The 24,487-nt window shown below is 70.1% G+C and carries 24 protein-coding genes and 1 pseudogene; 8 read left to right on the top strand and 17 right to left on the bottom strand.

The genetic code is table 11. The annotated features are described in order from the left end of the window. Positions 1-84: 84 nt before the first annotated feature. Positions 85-486, top strand: coding sequence for a hypothetical protein (locus tag EAO78_RS01300; protein ID WP_122104047.1), 402 nt, complete (start codon positions 85-87; stop codon positions 484-486). Positions 487-520: 34 nt separating this feature from the next. On the opposite strand, the gene EAO78_RS01295 is transcribed toward EAO78_RS01300, so the two are convergent. The 3 genes from EAO78_RS01295 to EAO78_RS01285 form a co-directional block, all read right to left on the bottom strand. After that, positions 521-1,504, bottom strand: a complete 984-nt coding sequence (locus tag EAO78_RS01295; RefSeq protein ID WP_379747581.1) for a bile acid:sodium symporter family protein — start codon at positions 1,502-1,504, stop codon at positions 521-523. Between the two features lie 126 nt (positions 1,505-1,630). Next, positions 1,631-2,947: a 5'-deoxyadenosine deaminase gene (locus tag EAO78_RS01290; RefSeq protein ID WP_122104045.1), complete on the bottom strand. Its 1,317-nt coding sequence runs from the start codon at positions 2,945-2,947 to the stop codon at positions 1,631-1,633. 543 nt (positions 2,948-3,490) lie between these two features. Continuing rightward, positions 3,491-3,919, bottom strand: a complete 429-nt coding sequence (locus EAO78_RS01285; RefSeq protein WP_122104044.1) for an SHOCT domain-containing protein — start codon at positions 3,917-3,919, stop codon at positions 3,491-3,493. Positions 3,920-4,012: 93 nt separating this feature from the next. On the opposite strand from EAO78_RS01285, the gene EAO78_RS01280 reads away from it, so the two are divergent. Further along, complete coding sequence (locus tag EAO78_RS01280; RefSeq protein WP_122104043.1) at positions 4,013-4,666, top strand: non-canonical purine NTP pyrophosphatase; 654 nt, start codon at positions 4,013-4,015, stop codon at positions 4,664-4,666. Between the two features lie 28 nt (positions 4,667-4,694). Here the strand turns inward: EAO78_RS01280 and EAO78_RS01275 are convergent. Both EAO78_RS01275 and EAO78_RS18340 read right to left on the bottom strand, forming a co-directional pair. After that, positions 4,695-5,165 (bottom strand): annotated as a pseudogene (locus EAO78_RS01275) (DUF7384 family protein); the annotation flags it as partial. Positions 5,166-5,185: 20 nt separating this feature from the next. Beyond that, entirely contained in the window at positions 5,186-5,329 is a 144-nt protein-coding gene (locus EAO78_RS18340; protein WP_238987593.1) for a hypothetical protein, read from the bottom strand. A 335-nt stretch (positions 5,330-5,664) separates the two neighbouring features. On the opposite strand from EAO78_RS18340, the gene EAO78_RS01270 reads away from it, so the two are divergent. Then, a complete protein-coding gene (locus EAO78_RS01270) occupies positions 5,665-6,084 on the top strand; it encodes a hypothetical protein (protein ID WP_122104042.1) in 420 nt (139 codons plus the stop codon). A 21-nt stretch (positions 6,085-6,105) separates the two neighbouring features. On the opposite strand, the gene EAO78_RS01265 is transcribed toward EAO78_RS01270, so the two are convergent. Together EAO78_RS01265 and EAO78_RS01260 are read right to left on the bottom strand one after the other, a co-directional pair. Continuing rightward, complete coding sequence (locus EAO78_RS01265) at positions 6,106-6,861, bottom strand: CDP-alcohol phosphatidyltransferase family protein (RefSeq protein WP_122104041.1); 756 nt, start codon at positions 6,859-6,861, stop codon at positions 6,106-6,108. 98 nt (positions 6,862-6,959) lie between these two features. Next, complete coding sequence (locus tag EAO78_RS01260) at positions 6,960-8,066, bottom strand: NAD(P)/FAD-dependent oxidoreductase (protein WP_122104040.1); 1,107 nt, start codon at positions 8,064-8,066, stop codon at positions 6,960-6,962. A 117-nt stretch (positions 8,067-8,183) separates the two neighbouring features. Between EAO78_RS01260 and EAO78_RS01255 the strand changes: the two genes are divergently transcribed. Then, positions 8,184-8,573 carry a 6-pyruvoyl trahydropterin synthase family protein gene (locus EAO78_RS01255; RefSeq protein ID WP_122104039.1) on the top strand — a complete coding sequence of 130 codons (390 nt, stop codon included), beginning with the start codon at positions 8,184-8,186 and terminating at the stop codon, positions 8,571-8,573. Between the two features lie 37 nt (positions 8,574-8,610). Here the strand turns inward: EAO78_RS01255 and EAO78_RS01250 are convergent, their stop codons facing one another. The 8 genes from EAO78_RS01250 to EAO78_RS01210 form a co-directional block, all read right to left on the bottom strand. Further along, entirely contained in the window at positions 8,611-9,618 is a 1,008-nt protein-coding gene (locus tag EAO78_RS01250) for a zinc-dependent alcohol dehydrogenase (protein ID WP_122104038.1), read from the bottom strand. 883 nt (positions 9,619-10,501) lie between these two features. Beyond that, positions 10,502-11,944: an ABC transporter ATP-binding protein gene (locus EAO78_RS01240; protein WP_122104037.1), complete on the bottom strand. Its 1,443-nt coding sequence runs from the start codon at positions 11,942-11,944 to the stop codon at positions 10,502-10,504. Beyond that, a complete protein-coding gene (locus tag EAO78_RS01235) occupies positions 11,937-13,028 on the bottom strand; it encodes an ABC transporter ATP-binding protein (RefSeq protein WP_122104036.1) in 1,092 nt (363 codons plus the stop codon). The genes EAO78_RS01240 and EAO78_RS01235 overlap by 8 nt, the downstream gene beginning before the upstream one ends. Then, on the bottom strand, positions 13,025-14,224 hold the full coding sequence (locus EAO78_RS01230; RefSeq protein WP_122104035.1) for an ABC transporter permease: 1,200 nt from the start codon (positions 14,222-14,224) through the stop codon (positions 13,025-13,027). The genes EAO78_RS01235 and EAO78_RS01230 overlap by 4 nt, the downstream gene beginning before the upstream one ends. Next, positions 14,217-15,173 (bottom strand): ABC transporter permease, encoded by a 957-nt coding sequence (locus tag EAO78_RS01225; RefSeq protein WP_122104034.1) that lies wholly within the window; start codon positions 15,171-15,173, stop codon positions 14,217-14,219. Before EAO78_RS01225 ends, EAO78_RS01230 begins: the two co-directional genes overlap by 8 nt. 16 nt (positions 15,174-15,189) lie before the next feature. Continuing rightward, positions 15,190-16,959, bottom strand: coding sequence for an ABC transporter substrate-binding protein (locus tag EAO78_RS01220; RefSeq protein WP_122104205.1), 1,770 nt, complete (start codon positions 16,957-16,959; stop codon positions 15,190-15,192). 314 nt (positions 16,960-17,273) lie between these two features. Then, on the bottom strand, positions 17,274-18,065 hold the full coding sequence (locus EAO78_RS01215) for a DICT sensory domain-containing protein (RefSeq protein ID WP_122104204.1): 792 nt from the start codon (positions 18,063-18,065) through the stop codon (positions 17,274-17,276). Positions 18,066-18,160: 95 nt separating this feature from the next. Next, a complete protein-coding gene (locus EAO78_RS01210; protein ID WP_122104033.1) occupies positions 18,161-18,988 on the bottom strand; it encodes a polysaccharide deacetylase family protein in 828 nt (275 codons plus the stop codon). 91 nt (positions 18,989-19,079) lie between these two features. On the opposite strand from EAO78_RS01210, the gene EAO78_RS01205 reads away from it, so the two are divergent. Beyond that, positions 19,080-19,934 (top strand): NAD-dependent epimerase/dehydratase family protein, encoded by an 855-nt coding sequence (locus tag EAO78_RS01205; protein WP_122104032.1) that lies wholly within the window; start codon positions 19,080-19,082, stop codon positions 19,932-19,934. Between the two features lie 116 nt (positions 19,935-20,050). Here the strand turns inward: EAO78_RS01205 and EAO78_RS01200 are convergent, their stop codons facing one another. Further along, entirely contained in the window at positions 20,051-21,118 is a 1,068-nt protein-coding gene (locus EAO78_RS01200; RefSeq protein ID WP_122104031.1) for an mRNA surveillance protein pelota, read from the bottom strand. 103 nt (positions 21,119-21,221) lie between these two features. Next, the gene (locus tag EAO78_RS01195; RefSeq protein ID WP_122104030.1) at positions 21,222-22,382 is read right to left on the bottom strand and encodes a DUF4013 domain-containing protein; all 1,161 of its coding nucleotides are present in this window, start codon (positions 22,380-22,382) and stop codon (positions 21,222-21,224) included. A 302-nt stretch (positions 22,383-22,684) separates the two neighbouring features. On the opposite strand from EAO78_RS01195, the gene EAO78_RS01190 reads away from it, so the two are divergent. From EAO78_RS01190 to EAO78_RS01180, 3 genes are all read left to right on the top strand, one after another. Next, positions 22,685-23,104 (top strand): hypothetical protein, encoded by a 420-nt coding sequence (locus EAO78_RS01190; protein ID WP_122104029.1) that lies wholly within the window; start codon positions 22,685-22,687, stop codon positions 23,102-23,104. Beyond that, complete coding sequence (locus tag EAO78_RS01185; RefSeq protein WP_122104028.1) at positions 23,101-24,039, top strand: alpha/beta hydrolase; 939 nt, start codon at positions 23,101-23,103, stop codon at positions 24,037-24,039. The genes EAO78_RS01190 and EAO78_RS01185 overlap by 4 nt, the downstream gene beginning before the upstream one ends. A 128-nt stretch (positions 24,040-24,167) precedes the next feature. Then, positions 24,168-24,479, top strand: a complete 312-nt coding sequence (locus EAO78_RS01180) for an MTH1187 family thiamine-binding protein (protein WP_122104027.1) — start codon at positions 24,168-24,170, stop codon at positions 24,477-24,479. Positions 24,480-24,487: the final 8 nt, after the last annotated feature.

The following is a 24,487-nucleotide window of genomic DNA, read 5'->3' as shown; positions in this document are numbered from 1 at the left end:
CGGATCCGCAACGCGCCCTCCATAATTACCCGATCTGATATTCGGGTGCGAGCGTTTATGCTCCACGGTCCGCGATCCGATCGCATGGAATCGGGCGAGCGATGGTCGACGCGGGTCGATGACGGAGTTCTCGTCGTGGAGTTCCCCCACGGGACGGGCATCAGCCCCGCCGCCGGCGAGGCGCTGCTCGACCGGTGGCGGACTCTCATCGCCGACCGCGACGTCGACGCCGTCGTGATCGCCGTGCGGACGAGTCGGCCGTGTTCGGACGCGGGTCGACTGACGCTCCGCGAGTCCACACAGATCGCGGTGGCCCACGGCGTCGACCGCTTCGCCGTCGTCGGGGAGCGGTCGAAACGGCAGTACATCCAGCGGACGATCGCCATCGAGGACATCACCGTCGAGGCGTTCAACGACCCCGCGACCGCCGTCCGGTGGGCGCGATCGGTACCCGAGTCGCCGTCCTCGCTCAGGTCGTCTCCTTAGCGGCCGATCGCGTCCGACGCCGTCTTCGATCCGCTCAGTCGGCCGTCGACGGCTCCGCCCCCGCGGCGGCGTCGGCGGGCGGGTTCGCCGAGAAGTAGCTCGCCAGCGCCGGTCCCGAGACGTTGTGCCAGACCGAGAACAGCGCCGGGATCAGCGCCGCCTCCGGGCTGAAAAAGGACGTCGCGAGCGCGACCGCGAGCCCGCTGTTCTGGAGGCCGACCTCGAACGCGCAGGCGCGGGCCCGGTCCTCGGACATCCCGGTCGCCTGCCCGACGCCGTAGCCCGCGCCGAGCCCGACGCCGTTGTGGATCACGACGGCCGCGAACGCCAGCGCCGCCGCGGTCAGGATGTTCTCGACGTTGAGGCCGACGACGGCGGCGACGATGGCGACGATGGCCGCGACGCTCACCGCCGGGAACACGTCGAGGCCGACCTCGGCGGCGCGCGGCGCTTTCCGGTCGAGGACGTACCGGATAGCGAACCCGAGCACCACCGGGATCACCACGATCTGGACGATGGTGACGAACATCTCCGTGAACGTCACCTGGAGGCTCTCCCCGAGAATGAACACGACCCACGCCGGCATGACGACCGGCGCGGCCAGCGTCGTGACCGTCGTGATCGCCACCGAGAGCGCCACGTCCCCCTTCCCGAGGTACGTCATCACGTTCGAGGCGGTCCCTCCGGGGGCTGCCCCGACGAGGATCAGCCCGACCGCAAGCGCGTCCGGCAGGTCGAACGCGACCACCAGCGCCCACGCCGCCAGCGGCATCACGAGCCACTGGGCGACCGCGCCGATCGCCACGTCGCGAGGGCGCTCGACGAGTCGCTTGAAGTCGACCGGCTCGAGCGTGAGCCCCATCCCGAGCATGATGATCCCGAGAAGCGGCGTGATGTACGGCGCGATCGGGGTGAACGTCCCGGGCGAGTACAGCGCCAGCGCCGAGGCGACGAGCACCCAGACGACGAAGTACTTGCTCGCGATCCGGCTCGCTCGCCGGACCCCGTCGGTTCCGATACTCACGAAACGGCCCTCCGTTTCCGAACCATACTGGACGTTCGTGGGATCCGCCGTTTTACTCCGTCGCTTCCGGGAAGGTCGGCCGGATCTCCGCGGGGACGCGGCAGGACCCGGCTCCTCGAGTCAGCCCCCGATCCCCGCCTCGGCGACGACCCGCTCGGCGTGCCGGGTCGCGCGAGCGCGGACCGCCGCGGCGTCGACCCCGACGTGTTCGCCGCCGTCGTATCGGACCTCGCCATCGACCATCGTGAAGACCACGTCGTCGCCGTGGGCGGCGTACACGAGATGCGAGACCGGGTCGTGGACCGGAGTCGCCCGCGTCCGCTCGGTCGTGATCCCGATCAGGTCGGCTGCGTATCCCGGCGCGAGCCGTCCGATCCGGTCGAAGCCCGCGGCGCGCGCGCCGTTCTCCGTCGCCATCCCCAGGACCGTCCCGGCCGGCAGGCGGGTCGGGTCGCGGGCGTCCACCTTCCCGAGGAGGCTCGCCTGCCGCATCTCCGTGAAGGGATCGAGCGTGTTGTTACACGGCGGCCCGTCGTTGCCGAGCGCGACGGTGATCCCGCGGTCGAGGTAGTCGTGTATCGGCGCGATCCCCGAGGCGAGTTTCATGTTCGAGGAGGGGCAGTGAGTGACCACCGTGTCCGTCTCGGCGAGGACCTCGCGCTCGCTCTCGTCGGTGTGGACGCAGTGCGCGAGCGTCACGTCCGGCCCGGTGAGGCCGACCTCGTCGAGCCAGTGGACGTTTCGCCTCCCGGTCGCGGCCTCGACCGTCTCGATCTCGTCCTCGTTCTCGCTGGCGTGGGTGTGGATCGTCACGCCGTCGTGGCGGTCGGCGAGGTCGCGACAGCCTCGGAGACACGCCTCGCTGCAGGTGACTGCGAACCGCGGGGTGACCGCGTACCGCACCCGGCCGCCGGCCGCGCCGTGGTACGCCTCGATCAGCGCCTCGCTCTCCGCGAGGGCCTCGTCGGTGTCCTCCAGCAGTCCCGCCGGCGACTCCTTGTCCATCAACACCTTGCCGAGTCGCCCGCGGATCCCCGTCTCGATCGCCGCCTCGAACGCCTCGGCCGCGTGGTTCACGGAGAGGTGGTCGACGACGGTCGTCGTTCCGGACTCGAGACACTCGAGGTAGCCGAGTTCGGCGGCCGCCCGCGTCGCCTCGGCGTCCATCGCCGCCTCCATCGGCAACACGGCCTCGAAGAGCCAGTCGAGGAGGGCGTCGTCGTCGGCGATCCCCCGCCCGAGCGACTGGACGGAGTGGACGTGGCCGCCGACCAGCCCGGGCGCGACGAGGTCGAACGCCCGTCGCTCGTGGTCGGGGTACGTCTCACGGAGGGTTTCCGCGTCGCCCACCGCGGCGATCGTGTCGCCCTCGACGACGACCGCCCCGTCGTCGATGACGGTCCCGGCGTCGGCGATGACGGTCCCGGTTACCAACATGTCCGTCCGTTCCTGGCGGGTGTGACTCAAGAGTCTTGTCGATCGGATCGCGGCGTTCCCGCTCGTTCACGAGAACCGGTCCGTGTCCGCTATCGAACGGTTCGGAACGCGATCGGTTCGCGGTCCCGTCGTATCTCGTCTCCGACGACGTCGTTAGCCGAATCGAGGCGCTACATGATCCGCTGTTTCGACGAAAACGGCCTGAAGAGTGGATCTCGACCGTGCTGAACCGATCGGGGAAGCATCGTACGCCCGTACTGTCCCGTGATCGCATTGGTTAAGTAACGTATTTATTTTGAAAAGTCCTGAAGTCCGTGTGACACGCTGTACGCATTGCGGCAAGCCTTCTTCGGACCGATTCAGTCTCGTTTTCGAGCGGGAAGCGGAGCAGCGTGAGATGGATCTGTATCTCTGCGATCAGTGTCTCGAGCGGTTCGAGGCCGCCCCGGACGTACGACTGTCCGATTGAGTCCTCCCCGCGCAAGCGCGAGGCGTTCTCCGTGGATCTCCGTGAACGCCACCGGAGACGATCCTCCGGTCTCCTCAGGGCGACGTGGAGTCCGACTCCAACTCCGCCTCGAGGTCCGAAGTCCCGCCTTCCCGCTCCCGGGATCCGCCCCGGTCGACCGTCTCCTCGAGTCCCTCGGTCTCGAGGAGTCGATCCAGCCGCCGTTCGAACTCCGCCTCGTCGATCTCGCCGGTCGCGTACCGGTTCCGAAGGGCGGCGACCGGGTCCTCGTGGGTCGATCCGCTCCTCGCGGCCGTCGTCCCCGCCGCGTCCGCGGGCTCGACGAGCGGGAAGTCCTCGCCGAGTATCGCGACGACCGGGAGCAGGACCAGGAAGCCGAACACGAACGTCGCCGGGATGAGAACGCCGAGTTCGAGCACCGCGAACAACGACGTCAGTCCGAACGAGAGGACCGTGATGAGGCCCATGAGCCGTTTCTTCTCGAAGCGTGGGAGGGCAGCCATGGCGGCCGTTTCCGGTCGCCGGCGCAAAAGCGTGTCGCCGCGTGGAGGCCGCATCGACGGGTATTCCCGTCGCGCTCGCGCAGTCGTCGCCGAATGCTGCGATACGTGACGACGAACCCGGGCAAGGTCCGCGAGGCGGAGCGCTACCTGGCGGACGGCTCGGTCAGCCAGTTGAACTTCGACTACACGGAGATACAGGCCGCGGAGCTCGCGCCGATCGCGGCACGCGGTGCCCGCGAGGCGTATCGGGAGGCGGGCGAACCCGTCCTCGTCGACGACGCGGGACTGTTCGTCGAGGGGATCGACGGCTTTCCCGGACCCTACTCCTCGTACGTCGAGGACACGCTCGGGATCGACCGGGTCTGGGAGGTCGCCCGCTCGCTCGAGGATCGTCGGGCCGCGTTCCGGTGTACCCTCGCGTACTGCGACGGCGAGGGGTTCGCCGCCAGTCCCGACCCGGTCGACCGGGGCGACCGAGTCGCCGCCGCGGCCGCGGGACCGGGAGACGCGAACGCGGACGGAGTCGACGGCGACCCCGAACGCGCCGATCCCCTCCCGGTCAAGCTCTTCGAGGGCTACGTCCCCGGCCGGATCGTCGCCCCGCGCGGCGACGGCGGGTTCGGCTACGACCCGATCTTCGAACACGACGGCGAGACGTTCGCGGAGATGGACACCGACCGGAAGAACGCGGTCTCCCACCGCGGGCGGGCGTTGGAGAAGTTCGCGGAGTGGTACGCGGACCGATAGGGGCGGTATGCGGGCCGCCGATCGGGACTCACCACTCCCGCGTGTCCCGGTCCGGTCCGGGGTACTCGCCGCCGACGACCTCGGGGTAGAGCCGATCAGGCGAGAACACGGTCGCGAACGCCCGCGGCTCGCGCACGCTCACGGGGAACCGGTCGCGGAGCCCCGCGGCCGCTCCCGGGCTCGTCAGCGCCGAATCGAGGCTGACCACCTGCATCGCGCCGCCGTGATACGCCGACGCCAGCGCCGGATGGTCGCCGGCGGGATGGGTCACGGGCTCGCGCCACGCGGCCAGCCGTGCCCGCCAGTCGCGCGCGAGTTCCGGGTCGGCAAGCGTCGCCACCACCGCCTCCACGTCGTCGAGGAGGGCGTCGCTGGCGACGAGCGTCGTCCAGGAGTGTCCCCGGAGGTGATCGAGCGCGTCGCGGGCGGCCCCGCCGACGAGGAGGTCCGCCGCCAACACGTCCGCGTCGGCGACGACCCGCGCGGGGCTGGGCTCCGGTCGATCGTCGTCCGGCACGCTCATTCGTCGCCGTCCCGCTCCGTCCCGTCGCTCCGTCCCGTCCCGTCGTCCCGTTCCGCACGTCGCGCCGCGAGCGCGCGCGAGATGTCCTCCTCGTCGACGCCGGATCCGTCGGCCCGATCGAACAGGTCGCCGAAGGTCATGTTCACTCCCTCCGTCGCCGCCCATATCGGCCTTCCGGCCCGCGTCCGGGAGGGCCCTCGAATCTCCGTTCGCGTGTCCGCGTCGTCTCCGGCGGCACGCGATCCCGCCACGGCGTGGGACGCCCGTCGGACGTGGAGCACACGTCTGACGCGGGTATAAGTCGGTCCGGTCGGTCGATCCCTTCGGGCGCATCGCCCCGATCGGTTCGGGGTGAAGTGCCGATTCCCCCGGTTTCTCGGACGACGACGTGCGTCGCCGTCCCCGATATCGCTCGAAGTTCGAGTCATGCGTACTCATACCAAACAACGATGTGGGAGGGGCCCGTACTCGAGGTATGGTAGACGACACGTCCGCAACCGCCACCGCGGGTCGAATCGGGTCGCTCACCGCTACGCACTGGGTCGGCGTCGCCGCCGCGGTCGTGAGCGCGCTCGTCCACCTCGTGTTGGGGGTCGGGTTCCTCTCCGACTTCCTCGAGGCCGGACTTCCGGTTTCGCTCGCGATGGGCGTCGCGTTCCTCGTCGCGAGCGGCGGCTTCCTCCTCGGGATCTGGCTCGTCGTCACCGGGCAGTTCCTCCCGACGACCTATCTCCTCGGGATCCCCTTTACGGCCGGCCAGATCGTCCTCTGGTACGTCCTCAACAGCCCCGGGCTCCCCACACCGCCGGCGATGAACCCGCTGTCGGCGGCCGACAAGGTCGCCCAGATCGCGTTGATCGCGGTGCTCGTGGTCCTGTACCGTCGGGAGTCGTAAGCGGGGAGGGGGCAATCCACGTCAGAGCCGACCGCTCGCGACGAGCCAGTCTCGCACGAAGGAGGCGACGACCGGAACCGTGACGGCGGCCGTGAACAGCCGCGAGGCTCCCGCCCCCGGAACCGGCGACAGCGCCAGCCACGTCGCGAGCATCGTCGCCGCGCCGATCGGTCGACGGAGCCGGCTCGGCCGCAGCTCGTGGGTCGGGAGTCCCCGTCGTCGACGACGGCGGAGCCCGTAGGCGAAGACCGGCCGGGCGAGTCCCACCGCGAGGAACGCGACCGGGGCCGCGCCGGCGACGACGGCGACCGCCGCGCCGACGAGGACGGTCGCCCCGTCGACCTCGACGTCGAGCTCCGCGCCGAGTTCGGTCACGGCGTCGGTCGCGCGCGCCACCGCCCCGTCGATCGCGTCGCCGCCGGCGGCGACCGCGAACAGCCCCCCGGCGAGCCAGCCGTTCCCGCCCGCGGTCGCGGTCGGGTCGACGACGAGGTACGCGCCGAGCAGCGCGAGCGCCGACGCACGAAGGATCGTCACCGCGGTCGCCGCCGTCACCGGCTCTCCGCCGTCGGACTCCCGAGCTCGACCGGCCGCGACCCGGATCGCCGCGAGCGCGACCGCTCCGCCGAGCGCGACGCCCCCGAGCCCGACCGTCGGGAGGCCGACGGCGAGCAGTCCCGCGGCGCCGAGTCCGGTCGGGACCGCCCACAGCGCGACGAGCGGGAGCCAGCCGCCGGCGATCGGGAACCGACAAGCGACGCGGTCCGTCGGAGCCATCGATCCCACGAGGGGACCGTCGGGAAAACCACTTTCGACGGCGGATGGCACGTCCGTGCGGAGGGCTCTCGCCGCCGCGGAGGGCGCTCGACGGCCGATCAGACGAACCGGCTCGGGTCCAGGTACGACGCCGTCTCCGGGTCGACCGCCTCGCCGGCGATCCGCCTCGCGAGGAACTCGCCGATCGCCGGCGCGATCGTGACCCCGAGGCCGTTCATGCCGGCGGCGACGTGGAAGCCGTCGACCGCGGTCTCGCCGACGGCCGGGACGCCGTCGGGCGTGAGCGTCCGGACGCCGACCCAGTCGGCGACGACCTCGGCCCCTCCGAGCCGCGGGATCGCCTCCTCGATCCGTTCGCCGACCTCGAGGTAGAACTCGTGATCGACCGACCGGGCGTCGGCCGGATCAAACTCCCCGGCCTCATCGTAGCTCGCTCCGAAGTTCCCGGCGAACGCCTGGCTCCGCCCCTCGCCACGGACGTAGAGCCCGTCGCCGAACTGGACGAACGGGAGCGAGAAGGGCTCGTCCCTCCCGAGCACGACGACCGGCCCGCGGTTGTGCCGGAACGGAAGCGGGACGCCCGCCATGTCGTTCACGGTCGGCGCCCACGGCCCCGCCGCGTTCACCACGGCGGCGGCGGGCCGCGTCCCGTCCGTGGTCTCGACGCCGACGACCGACCCGTCCTCGACATGGACGTCCGTCACCGCGGTTCCAGTCTCGACGTCGACGCCGGCGTCGGCCGCCTCGTGGGCGTAGTACCGGACGATCTCCGCGGGATCGAGGTAGCCGTCGTTCGGCGTCCACATCGCCCCGGCGACCGCGTCGGGATCGATCCCGTGGTCGGCGAGCGCTTCCGGCTCGAGCATCGACGCCTCGACGCCGAACTCCGAGAGGGTCTCCGTGACCTCACGGCGGTCGGCCAGCTCGGCGTCGGTTCGCGCGACGTCCAGCGTCCCGATCCGCTGGAACGAGAGGGTTCCGTCCTCGATCAGCGGCTCGTAGTGTTCCCACGCGCGCTCGCGGAGCGCGTGGCTTCGTCGGTCCGGAGTCGACTGGTGTCCGACGAAGATCGCGACGGAGTCGCCGGTGGTCCCGGAGCCCAGCGCGTCGCGCTCGTAGAGCACGACGGGTCGGGAGCGATCGCGCAGCCGATACGCGAGGTTCGTGCCGACGATGCCGCCGCCGACGATCACGACGGGATCCATTACCCTTCCCGTCCCCGGGATCCGATAAAAACCCCGCGTCGAGCGCGGGAGACGCTCGGAGTCGTCCGCCGTCCGCCGCGGGGATACGCTTTTGATCGCTCGACCCGTGGTGATCCCGTGTACACGGTTCGCGTCTCGCGGCGGTTCATCGCCCAGCACTTCCTGACCGTCCCCGACGCCGGCCCGGAGAACGAGCTCCACTCGCACCGCTTCGAGGTCGAAGTCGAGGTGGCCGGACCCGAGTTGAACGAACACGACTACCTCGTCGACATCGACGACCTCGCCGGCCGGATCGACGAACTCGTCGACGAGTACGCCGACGCGACGCTCAACGACCGCCCCCGGTTCGAGGGGTACAACCCCAGCGTCGAGCGGTTCGCTCGCGTGTTCTGCGACCGATTGCTCGACGAGGACGGGATCGACACGGACGGCATCGAGTCGGCGACCGTCAGGATGTGGGAGGACGAGACCGCCTCGGCGAGCTACGAGACGACCGTCGAGGGGTGAGCGTTCTCCGTCCGCGTTTCCGTCGATCCGCGTTCTATCAGTACGTCAATAGGACTCCCACCGCCTCGTCGGGTCGCTCCTCGAGCAGCTCGTAGGCGTCCCCGGCCTCCGCGAGCGGGATCCGGTGGGTGAGTATCGGATCGAGATCGATCCGGGCGAGCCGCTCCCAGGCGACCTCCCGGCGGCGCTCGAGCGACCACCGACCCCGAAGCGCCGGCTCGATCGTCGACACCTGGCTGCTCTCGACGGTGATCCGGCCCCGGTGGAAGGTTCCCCCGAGGTCGAGTTCGGCGGGTTTCGTCCCGTACCACGACCCGACGACGACCCGCCCGTCGTACCCGGTGGCCGCGATCGCGTCGTCGAGGGCGGCCGGCGCGCCGCTCAACTCGTAGGTGAGGTCCCGTCCCGGCGGGTCGCCCTCGCGGAGCCGGTCGACCGCGTCCGCCCCCGGCGGGAGGCTCCGGTCCGCCCCGAGACGCTCGGAGCGCTCCCGGCGTGCGGCACACGCGTCGACGGTCACGAGCTCGGAGAGCGACGAGTCGGCGAGCAGCGCCGTCGTCGCGAGCCCGACCATTCCCTGACCGAACGCGCCGACGCGCTCGCCGATCCGGGGGTTCCCGTCCATGAGGAAGTTGACCGCGGTCTCCACGGTCGGGAACAGCGCGGCCTGTGCGTCGGTGATCCCCTCGGGGACGGGCTGGAGCCGTTCCGGCGGGGTCGTGAACGCGCTCGCGTGCGGCTCGAACGCGAAGGTCCGCCGTCCGAGCCAGTCGGGGTCGACCTCGTCGCCGACCGCGTCGACCTCGCCCACGGCGGCGTAGCCGTAGGAAAGCGGGAACGAGAGGTCGCCGTCGAGCGACTCCAGCGCCGGGTCCGCCGGGAGGTCCGTCGGCGCTTCGCCGCGGTAGACGAGCCGCTCCGTGCCGGAACTGATCGCCGAGACCGTCGTCCGCACGCGGACCTCGTCGGGCGCGGGAGTCGGATCCGGGACCGACTCGATCTCGACCGTCCGCGGTCCGGTGAACCGGAGTCGTCGCGCGGTCATCGCCCGTCCCGTCCCCGGCGGTCCGGTTCGGTTGGATCGACCGATCGACTTCGAGACCGATCCGTCCGTCCGAGCGGACGGCGTGGTGGGTACATAGATCAAGTGAGGCGGTGACACACGTAAACGTTGGCCGCGACGATCGGGTGACAGCGGCTCCGCAGGTGGCGGCGACTTCGCGGGCGACGGCGGCTCCGTGGTCGGCGTCTCGATCGTTTTCACCCCTCGAGCGTCCCACGACGCGTTCGCGATCCGATTCCACGATCCGGACCGTCGTCTCCGCACGCAGACCCTCCGATTCACCGTTCGCGACGTTCACCGCCGCCCCGATGGTGTGTTCGCCGGGATCGGCCGGTACCCACTCCGAGTCGCTCACCCGGAACAGCCCGTCCCATCGCCTGCGGAAGCGCTTGCGCTCGCCGCGGTCGAACGCGAACCGCCCCGGTTCGTCGGGCGGATCGCGGAGGCGAACGGACGCGGCCGTGGCCTCCTCGTCGCCGTCGACGGTCCACGTCCACAGGAGGGGTGACGCGGTCGGGATCGACACCGGAAACGGGGCGCGGTTGCGGAAGACCACGACGAACGGGACCGACTCGCCGCGCGCGTACTCCCGACGTGGCGTCTCCACGTCGACGGAGACCAGTCGGTGGCGTAGCGTACGCGGGACGAGCCGGTCGCTGAGCGCCGCGGCGGGGATCGAACGCAGCGCCTGGACCTTCCCTCCGTCGTTCCGCTCCGACGGTGCGTGCGGGTCGTCGTCGCGGCGGAGCGCGCCCGACTCGTATATCCGTCGCATCGGACGGGATCGAACGCGACGGGACTAAACCGATCCGGCCGTCGAATCGATCATCCGGCCGTCGAACCGATCATCCGGCCGTCGAACCGATCATCCGGCCGTCGAATCCGACGACCCGGCCGGTTCCGATCCGTCCTCGAACGTCCCGGCTTCCTCGTCGAACCCGTCGTCGTACCGGAGACAGGCGATCCCGTGGTCCGAACCGACCCCGTACTCCGGCGGGTGGTGTCGCTCGCACGGCGAGGTGAACGCCGACTCGAGCAGCGCCGCGGCCGTCCCGATACGGTCGTCGTACAGCGCGTCGATCGCCTCGCCGAGCGTCTCCTCAGCGCCGGCGTCCGGAAGCGTCTCGGGAAGGTCGAACTCCTCGCGAACCAGCCCGCCGAACGTCTCCCGTGACGCCTCGGTCGGGTCACGTCCGATCACGGCGTCGGGTCGCGGGGTCGGGTCACGGGGTCGAGTCGCCGGATCGGTTCGTGGGGTCGAGTCGCCGGCCCGGATCGTCCGGTCATCCGCTCCTCTCGTCGCCGTCAACGACGTCACGTCGTCGGCGTTCGCCGCCCGGCGCGCCAGAGCCGCCACGGACCGCCAGACGTTCGCCGGGAGGTCGGAATCAGCGCCGGGGACGAGCCGCGGACACCGGGTGTGGAACCGGCAGCCGTCGGGCGGATCGATCGGGGACGGAACCGTCCCCGTGAGCCGGATCCCGTCGCCGTCCCACAGCGGATCGGGTTCGGGGATCGCCGAGAGCAGCGCCTCGGTGTACGGGTGATGCGGCGGCTCGAACACGGCGTCGGTCGGTCCCCGCTCGACGAACTCGCCGAGATACATCACGGCGACGCGGTCCGAGACGTGCTCGACCACGCGGAGGTCGTGGGCGATGAACACGTACGAGAGGCCGAAATCCTCCTGGAGGTCCGCGAGCAGGTTGAGGATCTGTGCCTGGACGCTGGCGTCGAGCGCGCTCACCGGCTCGTCACAGACGATCACCTCCGGATCGACCGCGAGCGCGCGGGCGATCCCGAGCCGCTGACGCTGTCCGCCGGAGAACTCGTGGGGATAGCGCCCGGCGTGGTTCGGGTTCAACCCGACCGTCTCCAACAGCTCGCGGACCCGCTCGTCGCGTTCCGACCCCGTCGCGAGCCCGTGGACGTCGAGCGGCTCGGCGACGACGTCGCCGGCGGTGAGGCGGGGGTTCAGACTCGAGAGGGGGTCCTGAAAGACGTACTGGAGGTCCGTCCGGCGGTCGCGAAGCTCGGCGCTCGAGAGCGTCGTCAGGTCCTCGCCACGGTGGTACACCGAGCCCGCCGTCGGCTCGATCAGCCGGAGGACGCTTCGGGCGAGCGTCGTCTTTCCGCAGCCGGACTCGCCGACGACGCCGAGCGTCTCGCCCTCCCGAAGCTCGAAGTCCACGCCGTCGACCGCCCGAACCCGCCGCGACCGCCCGAGCAGCCGGTCGAGGAACCCGTCGGTCGAGTCGTAGTGCGTCTTCAGCCCCTCGACGCGGAGGACCGGCTCGACGGAGTCACTCATCGGGTCCACCCTCGTCGCGCTCGTCGATCGTTTTCTCGACGTGCTCGCCGGTCCCTCCCGCGACCTCGACCGAGTAGTCCAGCCCGCCGGAGAGCCCCTCCGTGTACTCGAGGCAGGCGGCCGCCCGGTCGTCGTCGAGCGTCGCCGCCTCGCCGGTCTCCGGGTCGACGAGCGCGGGATCGGTCCGGGTACACGCCTCCTCGGCGAAGGGGCATCGAGGGTGGAACCGACAGCCGGGAGGCGGATCGATCGGATCCGGCATCGTCCCCGGGATCGTCGGAAGCCGGTCGTCGTCGTCACCGACGCGCGGGATCGCGCTCATCAGCCCCGCCGTGTACGGGTGTTTGGGGTCGTAGTACAGCTCCTCGATCGGCGCCGTCTCGACGGCCTCGCCCGCGTACATCACCATCGCCCGGTCGCACGTCCCGGCGATCACTCCGAGGTCGTGGGTGACCAGCTGGACCGCGACGTCGAACTCGTCGGCCAGTTCGGCGAGCAGGTCGAGGATCCGCGCCTCGACGGTGACGTCGAGGGCGGTCGTCGGCTCGTCGGCGACGATCAGCTCCGGGTCACACGACAGCGCCATCGCGATGGCCGCCCGCTGGCACATCCCGCCGGAGAACTCGTGCGGGTAGTCCGAGTATCGCGTCTCGGCGTCGGCGATCCCGACGCGGTCGAGCAGGCGGATCGCCCGGTCGCGGGCCGCGGACGGGGGATACCCCAGGTGGTGTTCGATCGTCTCGGCGATCTGCTCGCCGACGGTGTAGACGGGGTTCAACGCGGCGCGGGCGTCCTGAAACACCGTCCCGACCTCGTCCCCCCGGACCGACCGGAGTTCGGACTCGTCCATCGAGAGGAGGTCCTCGCCCTCGAACCGGACCTCGCCGCCTTCGATCCGTCCGGGAGAGTCGATCAGCCCGAGCACCGACAGCGCGGCCACGCTCTTTCCCGCGCCGCTCTCCCCGACGACGCCGAACGTCTCGCCGGCCTCGATCCGATAGGAGAGCCCGTCGACGGCGGTCACGACTCCCTCCTCGGTGTAGAACCGAACCGTCAGGTCCTCGACCTCGAGTACGGCCGTCACGACTCGTCACCTCCCCGGTCCCCTCGGTCTCCGCCGTCTCGTTCCTTGCGGCCTCCACGGCCGTCACGGCCCACGCCGGTCGTACGCGCGTCCAGCGCGTCGTTGATCCCGTCGCCGATCACGTTCATCGCCAGCACGAAGACGAAGATGGCCCCGCCGGGATACACCGTGGCCCACCACGGGATCCGTCCGCCCGGTCCCTGGATCAGCGTCTCGCGCGTCGCGTCGAGCATCGTTCCCCACTCGGCGGTGCTCGGGTCCATTCCGAGCCCGAGAAAGCCGAGGGCGGCGACGCCGATCACGACGCTGCCGACGTTGAGCGACGCCAACACGACGAGCGGCGACAGCGCGTTCGGCGCGACGTGTCGCCGGATCACGGCGCGGTCGCGCGCGCCGATCGCCTTCGCCGCCACCACGTACTCGCGCTCCGCGATCGACAACACCTCCCCGCGGACGAGCCGGGCGTACCCGGCCCAGCCGAAGAGACTGAACGCGACCACCAGCTGCCAGTATCCGCCGCCGAGGGTGGCGACGACGACGAGCGCCAACACGAGCCCGGGGAACGCGAAGACGACGTCGACGATCCGCATCATGACCTCGTCGACGACGCCGCCGTAATAGCCCGATATCGCTCCGTACGCCAGCCCGAACGACGCGGTCAGCCCGACGACCACGAAGCCGATCGAGATGCTGTATCGTCCCCCGACGAGGACCCGGGAGAACAGGTCGCGTCCCGAGCCGTCGACGCCCATCGGGAACCGCCACGAGGGGGGGTCGTACGGGCTCACGCTCGGATCGACGGAGAGGTAGAGGATCGTCGTCGGGTCGTAGGGCGCGAGCGCGAACGGCTGGACGACCACGCCGAGGACCTCCACGGGGCGCGCGAGAAGCGAGACGGTCGCCATCGAGACGACGATCGCGAGCGCGGTCATCGCCGAGCGGTTCCGCCCGAATCGACGGAGGCCGCGTCGCCACCGGCCGTCCATCTCGGCCGCCGTCCCGCCGTTCGTCCCGCCGGCCGCCTCGTCGCCCCGCTCCGAGAGCGGGTCGCGGTCGCGGACGCGGTCCGCGTCGAACCCGGTGATCCGGATCCGACCCCGCTCGTCGGTTCGGCTGCGCGCTCGGCTCCCCGCCGAGTCCGTCCCCGGATCGTCGTCGTCGGTCACGTCCGTCCCCGGGTCGTCGCCGTCAGTCATACCTGATCCTCGGATCGAGTACCGCGTACAGGACGTCCGCGAGGAGGTTCGCGAGGACGACGGCGACGGCGGTCACGAGCGTGATCGCCATCACGACGTTGACCTCCCGCCGATCGATCGCCCGGACGAACTCGGACCCGAGCCCGGGCCAGTTGAACACGCTCTCGACGACGACGGAGCCGGCGACGATCCCGGCGGTCAGCGTGGCCGCGAGCGTGACCACGGAGACGAGCGAGTTCCGCAGGACGTGTTTGAACACGACGGTGCGCTCGGGCAGTCCCCTCGCTCGCGCGGCGGTGACGTACTCCTCGTTCAGCTCCTCGGCCATCGACGTCCGCATCACTCGGGTGACGCTCGCGGCCGCCGCGGTCCCGATCGTCACACCCGGCAGAAGGAGGTATCGGAGCGTCTCCGGGTGATACAACGGCAGCCGTGACGGAGGTAACACCGGGAACAGCCCGAGGTACAGCGACAAGACCAATATCAGCAGCAGGCCGAGCCAGAAGTTCGGGATCGAGACCCCCGACAGCGCCAGCACCCGCGCTGCGACGTCGCCGAGCCGCCCCTTGTTCACCGCCGCGTAGATCCCCGCCGGGATCGCGATCGCGATCGCGAAGGCCCATCCGAAGACTCCTAAGACGATCGTCTCGGGAAGCCGCCGCCAGAGGATGCCCGAGACCGCCCGCCCCGTCCGGAGCTCCCGACCGAAGTCGCCGACGAGCACGTTCGAGAGCCACGCGAGGTACTGCCTCCACACCGGTCCCGAGAGCCCCCAGCGCTCGCGGAGCCGCGCCTCCTCGGCGGCGCTCACGTCCGGGTTCAACGCCACCAGCTGTGAGACGGGATCGCCCGGCGTCAGGTGGAACAGCCCGAAGGTGATCACCGACACGCCGAACAGGACCGGAACCACGGAGAGCGCGCGCCGTACCACGAACCGTCTGAGACTCATCAGGGGGACTCCGTGCTCACGACGACTCGTCGTACTCGGCGGCCATCTCGTCGAGCAACGCCTCCGCGCGCTCGACGTCGTACTCGTTCAGCGGCCTAACTGCGTCCTCGAGCGCCCCGTAGTCGGTCGTTCCCGCCCCGCGAGCGATCCGCGGGATGGGCGTCCAGGCGGGCTCCGCCCAGCCGTTCAACACGTTGTCGACGATCCGCCGGCGGGGGATCAGGTGGTTGACCGCCTCCCGGAGTCGCGGGTCGTCCCACGGCTCGACGTTCAGCGGGTACTGGAGGTAGTCGTAGCCGCCGGCCTCGACCGCGTGGACGAGGTAGCCGTCGTCGTCGTCGAAGTCCTCGAGCGTCGCGCTCGAGACGTCGTAGGTGAGGTCGATCTCGCCGCTCCGGAGCGCGCCCGTCCGAGTCGCGTCGTCGGGGACGACTTCCACCTCGATCGCGTCGATCACGGGGCCGTCCGGGAACGAGTCGGGCCCGTCGAACCACTCGAACGCCGCGTCGACGCCCCGCGTCTCGACCCAGTAGCCGTCGAACTTCGAGACCTCGAGGTACTCCTCGTCGACGAACTCGCCGAACTCGTACGGCCCGGTCCCGACCGGCGTGACCCCCTCGCGCGGGTCGATGCTCCCCTTCTCGACCTCGGCGATCTGGTCCGCGCTAAGGACGGAGACCCCCGGCAGTTCGCGCTCCGCCTCCGCGTCGGGAACCTGCGCGTACACGTCGACGACGTACTCGTCGACCGCGACGGCGGCGAGCACGGAGTCGAACGTCTGCGGGGCGGTCGCCGAGTTCTCGTAGTACTCGTAGCTCGCGACGACGTCCTCGGCGGTCAGCTCGTTCCCGTCGTGGAACTCGACGCCCTCGCGTAGCTCGTAGCGGAACCACATCCCGTACGTTCCGTCCGCGGCCGCCTCGCGGGCGTCCTCGGGCAGCAGCACGCGGACCTCGTCGCCGGCCGCGGGGTCGTCCTCGGGATGGCGGACGATCACCTGCTCGTCGACGTCGACGGCGCCCTCCGCCGTGGTTCCCGCGGAACGCATGTACTCCTCGTAGACCGTCCGGTCGACGTCTCGAACGTCGCGAAGCTCGTAGCGCTCCGCGAGCCACGGGTAGACGTTTCCCTCGGCGTCGTTGGCGACGAGCGCCTCGAAGAGGAGGTTCTGGACGATCGTCGACGTCGTGTCGCTGCTGTGGGGCGGATCGAAGGAGTCGGGGTTCGTCGAGACCGCGGCCGTCAACGTTCCGCCCGTCGTGAGGTCCGAGAGGTCAGTGTCGCCCGCGGGGCGTTCCCCGTCGATCCAGGCGACCTGCTCGTCCTGCGGGGAGAACAGGCCGTAACTGAACACGCCCTCCGGGAAGGGCCACATCGCGAACCCGTGGACGTCCGCGTTGCTCACGGCGGTCTCCACGCCGAAGTGGACGAAGGAGGTGTACCGCTCCTCGGCGAGCGTCCGCCAGATCTCGTCGTACGTCTCCGCGCGGAGCCGCGAGTCCTCGGCGACCTCGATCCCGTATCGGGCGGAGTCGAGCAGTTCGTCGAGTTCGGGGTCGGCGATCCCGGTCAGGTTACAACACGCGCCGACGTTCGCCGAGTTGTGGATCGGGTTACAGAAGCTGTGGGGGTTGAACGTCCCGGAGAGCCCGATCGCCGGGAGGTAGCCGTCGTCCTGATACGCCGGGTTGATGACCCGGTCGAGGTACGCGTTCCACTCGTAGGTCTCGACCTCCGTCTCGAAGTACCCGGTCTGCTGGAGCGACTCGGCGATGACCTCGACCATCCGGATGCGCTCGTCCGTCCCGCCGGTCTCGAGACGGACCGAGAGGGGAAACGGCCCGCCGTCGTCCGAGTCGGCGGACCCCGAGGGCTCGGTGGCCCCCTGGCCACCGCACCCGGCGAACCCGGCGGTCCCCGCGGCCCCGATCGTCGCGAGGAGGTTCCGCCGGTCGAGACGCCGACTCTCGTCGGCGGCTTCGTGTCGATTTGCCATGCCGTGAAAAGTTCTCCCGCCGGTATAATATGTTACGGAGGGACACCCGACGATCGGCCGTTCGATTCAACGGGTCGAGGGTTTCGCGGCGCGGACCCTCCCCCTCAGACGTGTTCGGCGATGTAGCGGTCGATCCGGGCCACGAGTTCGGGTCGAAACGTCCAGAACCCGTCCCAGACGTTGGGCTCGTCCTTGAGCGCGACCAGCGCGGCGTGGTCTCCGGTCCCGGAGGGTCGTCCGTTTCCGTCGTCCCTCCGGCCCGGCGGCGTGAAGACGACGAACCACGACCGACGGTAGGGATACGAGGATCCCGTGTGGACCGTCACCGGCAGCTCTCCCGCCGGGTCGGCGTCGTCCACGCCGTAGACGTGGACGTCGACGCCGCTTCGCGCGACCGACTCGTACACCTCGTAGGTCCCCCGCTCGTCCCTGAGCCTCGAGAGCCGCTGGAACGACGACCGGAGCGTCCCGCCGCCCGTCTCGTTCGCGATCCGCTCTATCACCCGCGAGATGACGATCAGAAGCAGCTTCTCCTTGTTGGACTGGGGGTACCCTCGGAGTCTGAAGGGCACCTCGTCGAGCCCGCGAAGCACGTCGGGAAGCTCGACCTCACCGAGGTCGATCGCGCCCGTCTTGTACAGGTCCGAGTTGATGAGAAGCACCGACTCCAGCAGGTCGTCGAGCGTCGACTGCGCGAGCACCTCGCCGTCCTCGACTAACGCCACCACGTCGTCGTCGCCGTCCGGAACCTCCTCGTCGCGTATCGACACGGGCTGTCCCTCGAGCAGCGAATCGAGCAGGTTCCGGACCGGGTCCGGCGACGATCGATTGAGCACGACGAGGGACCGATCCGGGGCCTCGATCTCCCCGAAGAACGCGCGCAACGAGTCTGCCATGTCCGTCTGGTCGTGGATCCGGGAACGACTTGAGTGTGGCTCCTCTCCGTAGTCGGCGACCATCGGCGCTCGGTCCCGGTGAAACGCGCGCCCGATCAGAACCGTTGCGCGACCGAATCGATGGTCGCGAACTCGACGCCCGGTTTCTCCCGCATCCATCGGATGAGCGATTCGAGATAGCGAAGGCGCGGGGCCTGACCGACCACTTGCGGGTGGAACGTCAGCGGAAAGACGCCGTTCTCGACGTGGTCGTACATCCAATCGAACTGTTCTCTCCACATGTCGAACACCTGCTTCTCGTCGGGCGCTCCCCCTTGGGAATCCGCTCCCGAGACGTACTGGAACGGCGGCCAGTCGTCGCGCTTCCAGGAGACGGGAACCTCGACGACCTCCGTCGGTTCTCCCCGGTCATACGGCTCGTCGGGGTCGGCGGACCCGCCCTCGCGGACGTAGTACGGGCGGAAGTCGTGGCCCATCTGACTGGAGTCCCACTCGAAGTCGAGCTCCCGGAGGACCTCCAGGGTGTTCGTCGAGAAGTCCCAGGCGGGCGAGCGATAGCCGGACGGCTTCTCGCCCGTCAAATCGCGAATGCTCTCGATGCCGCGCTCGACGTCGGCTCTCTCGGCTTCCTTGGATTCGAAGCTCCCGGGGTGTCTGTGGCTCCACCCGTGGTGTTGCACGTCATGACCTCGGTCGTGGACGTCGCCCGCTCGCTCCGGGAAACTGTCGATGGTGTGACCGGGCGTGAAGAACGTCGCCTCGACGTCGAGCTCGTCGAGCAGATCGAGGATGCGGGGGACCGCGACGGTCGCGCCGTACTCGCCCCTGGACAGTTTGGTCGGACTGTTCTCCGCGCCGTATCCGTGGATCCACACCGACACCGCGTCGAAATCGAACCCGAGACAGACCGTCACGTCTCCCATCGATGGACCGTATGATCGCCGAGACGTCACATAACGTTGGGGGTTCGGGGATGGGGTAACGCTAAACCGCAGGTACGCGAAAAGCGGCGTCATGGACGTACTGGTTACCGGTGCGGGTGGGCGGGTCGGGACGGCGATCACGGACCATCTCTCGGACGACGGATACGACTTCACGCTCCTCGACGTCACCGAGGTCGACGGCCCTGGAGAGTCGGTCGTCGCGGACGTTCGCGATTACGAGGCCATCCGGCCGAGTTTCGAGGGACAGGACGCGGTCGTTCACCTCGCGTTGATCCGGGAGGGTGACGAGTTCGGCGCCGACTCCAGGGGTGTGGGTTGGTCGGCCGATCTCCGGTCCAATCTCGAGGGAATCAACAACGTCTACGAGGCCGCGATCGACGCGGGCGTCGAGTCGGTCCTCTTCGCGTCCTCGAACCACGCCGTCGGCATGGTCGAGGTACGGAACAGCCCGGCGGTCTACCACGACGAAGGGATCGTCGCCGGGCACGACGAACCGCATCGGCCGGACTCCCGCTACGGGCTCTCGAAGAGCTACGGTGAGGACCTCGGGCGGCTCGCCGCGGAGGCACACGGGATCCGGTTTTACGGGCTCCGGATCGGTGCCGTTCGTGCCCCTCGATACGACCACCCGTACGGCGACGCCGAACGCGGCGTGGACGCGGGGCGCTGGGAACGCGGCAGTGACGCCTACGAGGAACAGGTCGCACGCATGAAGGGTCTCTGGCAGTCCCGACGCGACCTGGCCCACCTCGTCGAGTGCTGTCTCCAGGACGACACCGTCGAGTGGGACCACTTCTACGGGGTGAGCGCCAACGATCGGCGCTGGCTCGACGACCTGCAGTACGCCCGCGAAACGATCGGGTACGATCCCCGGGACGACGGCGAGGAGTGGAGCGAACCGCCGGAACCCTCGGAGAGCGAGTGACCGTCGCGTGCGGGTAACAGTCGTGAACAGGCCCAACTCAACGCTAATCCTTCGTCCGCGAGTAGTGCTTCTCGTCGTACCCGCGTGGTTCGTCAGTCATGGTCGGTCACCGTCGGTCACTGGAGTCGGTAGCGGAGGATCGCGGCGATCCCGCCGAGGTTCGAGAGCTGTTCGCCGGGGGCGAAGTCGGCCGAGAAGACGACCACGTCGCCGCCCTGCCGCTCGACCGACTCGATCACTTCGTTGACGTCGATCGCCCAGTCGCCGTCGCCCTGTCGCTCCGTACGGAGACGCTCGTCGACGACGAGCAGCGTCTCGACCGCGCCGTACTCGGCCGCCTCGGCGACGTCCTCGGGCCCGTACGTCGCCTTCGCGCCCTGCGCGATGTTCTCGGTGAGGTCGTCGATGAGGCTCGCCTCCTTGGAGATCCGCGTCTCCTTCTGCACCTCGTCGACCGCGCCGCGTTTGAGCACCTCGTGGACGCCGCGGTCGCCCGCAGCGGAGGTGTCGACCGTGGTGATCCGGTCGTCGAGGTCGCGGTACTCCTCGGCGATGTAGTCGCGGGCGTCCCCCTTCGTGAACCCCGGCCCCGCGAGGATCACCGCGTCGGCGTCGAGGTGGGCGAGCGCCTCGCCGAGCTCGGCGAACAGCTCCTCGCGCGGCCGGGAGTACTCCCCCTTGCCGGTCGGCTTGGTGAAGGAGGCGTACTCCTCGGTGCCGTACTGCTGGACGGTGTGGACGTACGCGGCCCCCTCCTCGACGGTCGCGATGGCGACGTCGGGGTTCTCCGCGGCCTCCGTCGCCTCCTCCAAACGCTCGGTCTGGTCGGGCTTGAAGTGCTTCTCGACCGTGATCTCGTCGTGCTCCTCGACGTTGATCGTGTGGTGGGCGTTGAGCTGGTCCTCCCGGGAGCACGCGACGATGACGCCCGAGACGCGGAGCCGGTTGGCGAAGCGCGCGAACTCGACCTCGTCGACCTCCAGAGTGACGAAGATGTGCTCGCGCTGTCCGCCCGTGTCCCGCATCCGGTCGTCGTTCCGCTGGATCCGGCGGGTGGTGTCGCCCTCGACGCGGTCGCCGGGCTCGAGGACGTGTGCCAAGTGCCAGAGGTCGTCGACGTTCTCGGGGACGAGCGTGAGCCGCTCGCGGCCCTCCTCGCCGTAGCCCCGCTCGGAGATTCGCATATCGGGCGTTCGATCGGGACGGTATCAACTCTTGGCTTCCGCCTCGACGGTCGCGGGCGGGAGCGACGACGCTGGTCGCCCACGGCTCCACGACGCCGGCCGCTCACGGTCCCCAGTCGAACTCGTCGGCCGTGCCCGCCCCCGGACGATCGTCGCCGTCGTCGTCACTGAGTTCGTCGCGGTCGTCGCGGTCGTCGGCGCGATCGCCGCCGTCGTCGGAATCCCCGCCGGACCCCTCGACCAGGGAGTCGAGATCGACGGTTCCGACCTCCTCCGGAACCGGATCCACGGTTCCGCCGGGCACGGATCGACCGGTCTGGACCGCCGGATCGGCCTCCGGTCGGACGGCGTTCGATCCCGGAGACGGGTCGACGGCGGGCTCTTTCGGCTCGCGCGGAGGTTCCGACTCGGCGTCGGAGACGCTCCCGTCATCGGCCGTAACGACCGACTCGGCGTGCTCGACCGCGTGGCTCGCGCCGAGACCGTACAGCGTGTGAACGACGACGCGGACCACGAAGACGCCGGCGACCCCGACGAGGAGCGGGACGAACGGCCCCGCGAGGACGTATCCCGTGAGCAACGCGATCATGGCCAGCGACCACGCGACCGCGTACTCGCCCGAGAGCGCGGTGCGGCCGACCGTTGCCGGACGGAGCCCGTCGCGGAGCCGGCCTCCCGCGGCGAGGGCGGCGAGCGCCGCCGGCCTGACGTACGCGAACGCGACGAGGTACGCGAGCGAGACGACGGCGAGGAACGCGCCGACGATCCCGTATGCGGGCGTGGCGGGCGGCACGGCCGCGTCGACGCCCGGAAGGCCCTCCGGATCGGTCCCCGCGATCGATTCCGCGAGCGGCGCCGGATCCACCCGGCCGAGCTCGACGAACGCGCCGGCGGCTCCGACTGCGGCCAGTCCGACGACGAGCGGGAGGAGGTACGCCGCAGTGAGCAGCGCGGACGCGAGGCCGTCGCGGTAGAGCCGCCCCCAGCGAACGAAGGGCGGCGCTTCCGGTGAGGCGTCCGTCACGTACGCGGAGCCGTCGCCCGCGTCGATCCCGACGGCGATCACCCGCAGGAGGTAGCCGCGGGCGACGAGCGCCGGCGCGAGCGCGAGCGGCGCGGCCACGACGAGGAGGGGCACGGAGAGCGTTCCGATCAGCCAGAACGGCGTGACGATCCACGAGAGGAGCGTCAGGACCGTCCCGATGATCAGCGTACCGGCCGCGTCCTCGGAGCGAAGCGGCGTCGCCAGCGCGGCCCGGAGCATACCGCATGCTCCGTCGGAAGGAGTATAAATTCTGGCGGGGTCGAACCGACGGTCGTCGGGTATCTCGAAGGGGGATGCGCGTCTGTAAGCCAGATAACTGAAAGATCGTTCACCGAGCGTTTATGACTCGGGACGGAGTACCCGTTTCCGGCCGCACGGGACAATCGTGTGCCTCTGACAGACTCGATATCGGTCGTCGTAGCCGACGGCCCCCGTCAGCGGCTTTCCGCTCGGACTCCCGGGATACCGATCCCGAAGCGACGCGCCGGTACCGATTTATCCCGTCCCGCCGACCGTCCGGTATGAGCGACGACGAACCGACGAGCGGGGTCGAACCGACGCTCCGGAGCTACGGCGTAAGCGTCGAGTCCATCGACGCCGGCGACCCGCTCGAGGTGACGTACATGACCGCGTTCCCCGGTCGAGAAGTCCACCGCCGCGAGATCGGACGGGCGCTCAACGCCCTCATCGACCGCGCGGAATCGGACGCGTGGGAGCCGGTGCGCGTCGAGGCGACCGTGATACGAGCGCCGGGCGACCCGCTCGGGACGTGGGCCGCCGAGCCCGCGTGGTTCGAGGGGCTCCTCGCGGACGAACTGACCGAGACCGAGTTCTCGACGCGCGTTCTGGAGACGCTCACGCACGTCGACGGCGACGAATCGAGTGTCGACGACGGCGACGAATCCGACGGCGAGGAGACCCCGGAGGATCGGGCGCCGTGACTCGACGCAACCCGGTGAACCGCGCCCAGCGACGGCTCGTCCGCCCGCCGCGCGAGCGCTTCTCGACCCGTGACCTCGCGTTCGACGTCGACGGGGAGACCTGTCGAGGGACGCTCTACCTCCCGGGCGGTGACGACGACGATCCGCCGGTCGTCGTCATGGCCCCCGGCCTCGGGGCCGAACGGAGCTTCGGCTATCCCGCGATCGCGGAACGGTTCGCCGACGCCGGCTACGCCGCGTTCTCTTTCGATCATCGCGGCTTCGGCGAGTCCGAGGGCGACTCCCAACTGGTCCACCCGGGTCCCCAGCGCGACGACTGCGCGGGCGCGATCGATCGTCTCTCCCGCGTCGACGCCGTCGGACGTGGCCGGATCCTCTGGGGCGCGTCGCTGTCGGCGGGACACGTCCTGACGCTGGCCGCCGACCGTCGGGACGTCGACGCCGTCGTCGCGGTGACGCCCGTCCTCGACGCGCGGTCGATCGTCACCGATCGCGGCGGTCGGTACGTCGCCCGTGCGGGCCTCGCGGGCGTCAGCGATCTGCTCGGCCACCGGTTCGGTCGCGGCCGAACGGTCCCGATCGTCGGCGAGAAAGCGGAGCTCGCCGCGATCACCGAGCCGGGAACGAAGCGGGGCTATCTGGACCTCGTCGACCGGGAGTCGTCCTGGCGGAACGAGACCCCCGCTCGGTCGCTCCTGCGGCTCGTCAACTACCGGCCGATCGAGCGGCTCGCGGAGGTCCGCGCGCCGACCCTGCTTCTGGCCGGCACCGACGACCCGATCGTTTCGGCCGAGGCGGTCGTCGACGCGGCCGCGGACCTCCGACGCGGGACCGTCGTCTCCATGCCCGCCGACCACTTCTCCCCGTTCGGGACGGACTTCGAGCCGGCCGTCGGCCACCAGCTCTCGTTCCTGCGGGACGCGCTCGACGGATAGGAGAGACGAACGGGTGGAGACGAACGGGCGGAGGCGTCGGCCGCCGCACCGGGACGGGTCCGATGGGAGCCCGACCGCAGCGCCGGCCGGGTACGGCATTTATCCCGTAGACTCGCGTATCCCCGAACATGACCGTCGTCGCCCTGTTGAGCGTTGCACCGGTGATCGAGGGAAGCATGGCCGAGGAGGTCGCGGAGGCGGTGGCCGCCCTCGACGACTTCGACGTGAGCTACGAGACGAACCCGATGGGGACCGTGATCGAGGCCGACGACGTCGACACGCTGCTCGACGCCGTCGGGGCCGCCCACCGCGCGGTCGACGGCGACCGGATCTCCACGTTCCTGAAGATCGACGACAAGCGGACCGTCGACACCACGGCCGACCGGAAGGTCGAGGCGGTCGAGGAGCACCTCGGCCGGGAGGCGAAGGGAGACCGGTGACGATCACC

The sequence above is a fragment of the Halobellus captivus genome (assembly GCF_003697845.1).
GTDB classification, from domain to species: domain Archaea; phylum Halobacteriota; class Halobacteria; order Halobacteriales; family Haloferacaceae; genus Halorubrum; species Halorubrum glutamatedens.
This window is presented reverse-complemented; position numbering and strand designations above follow the sequence as displayed.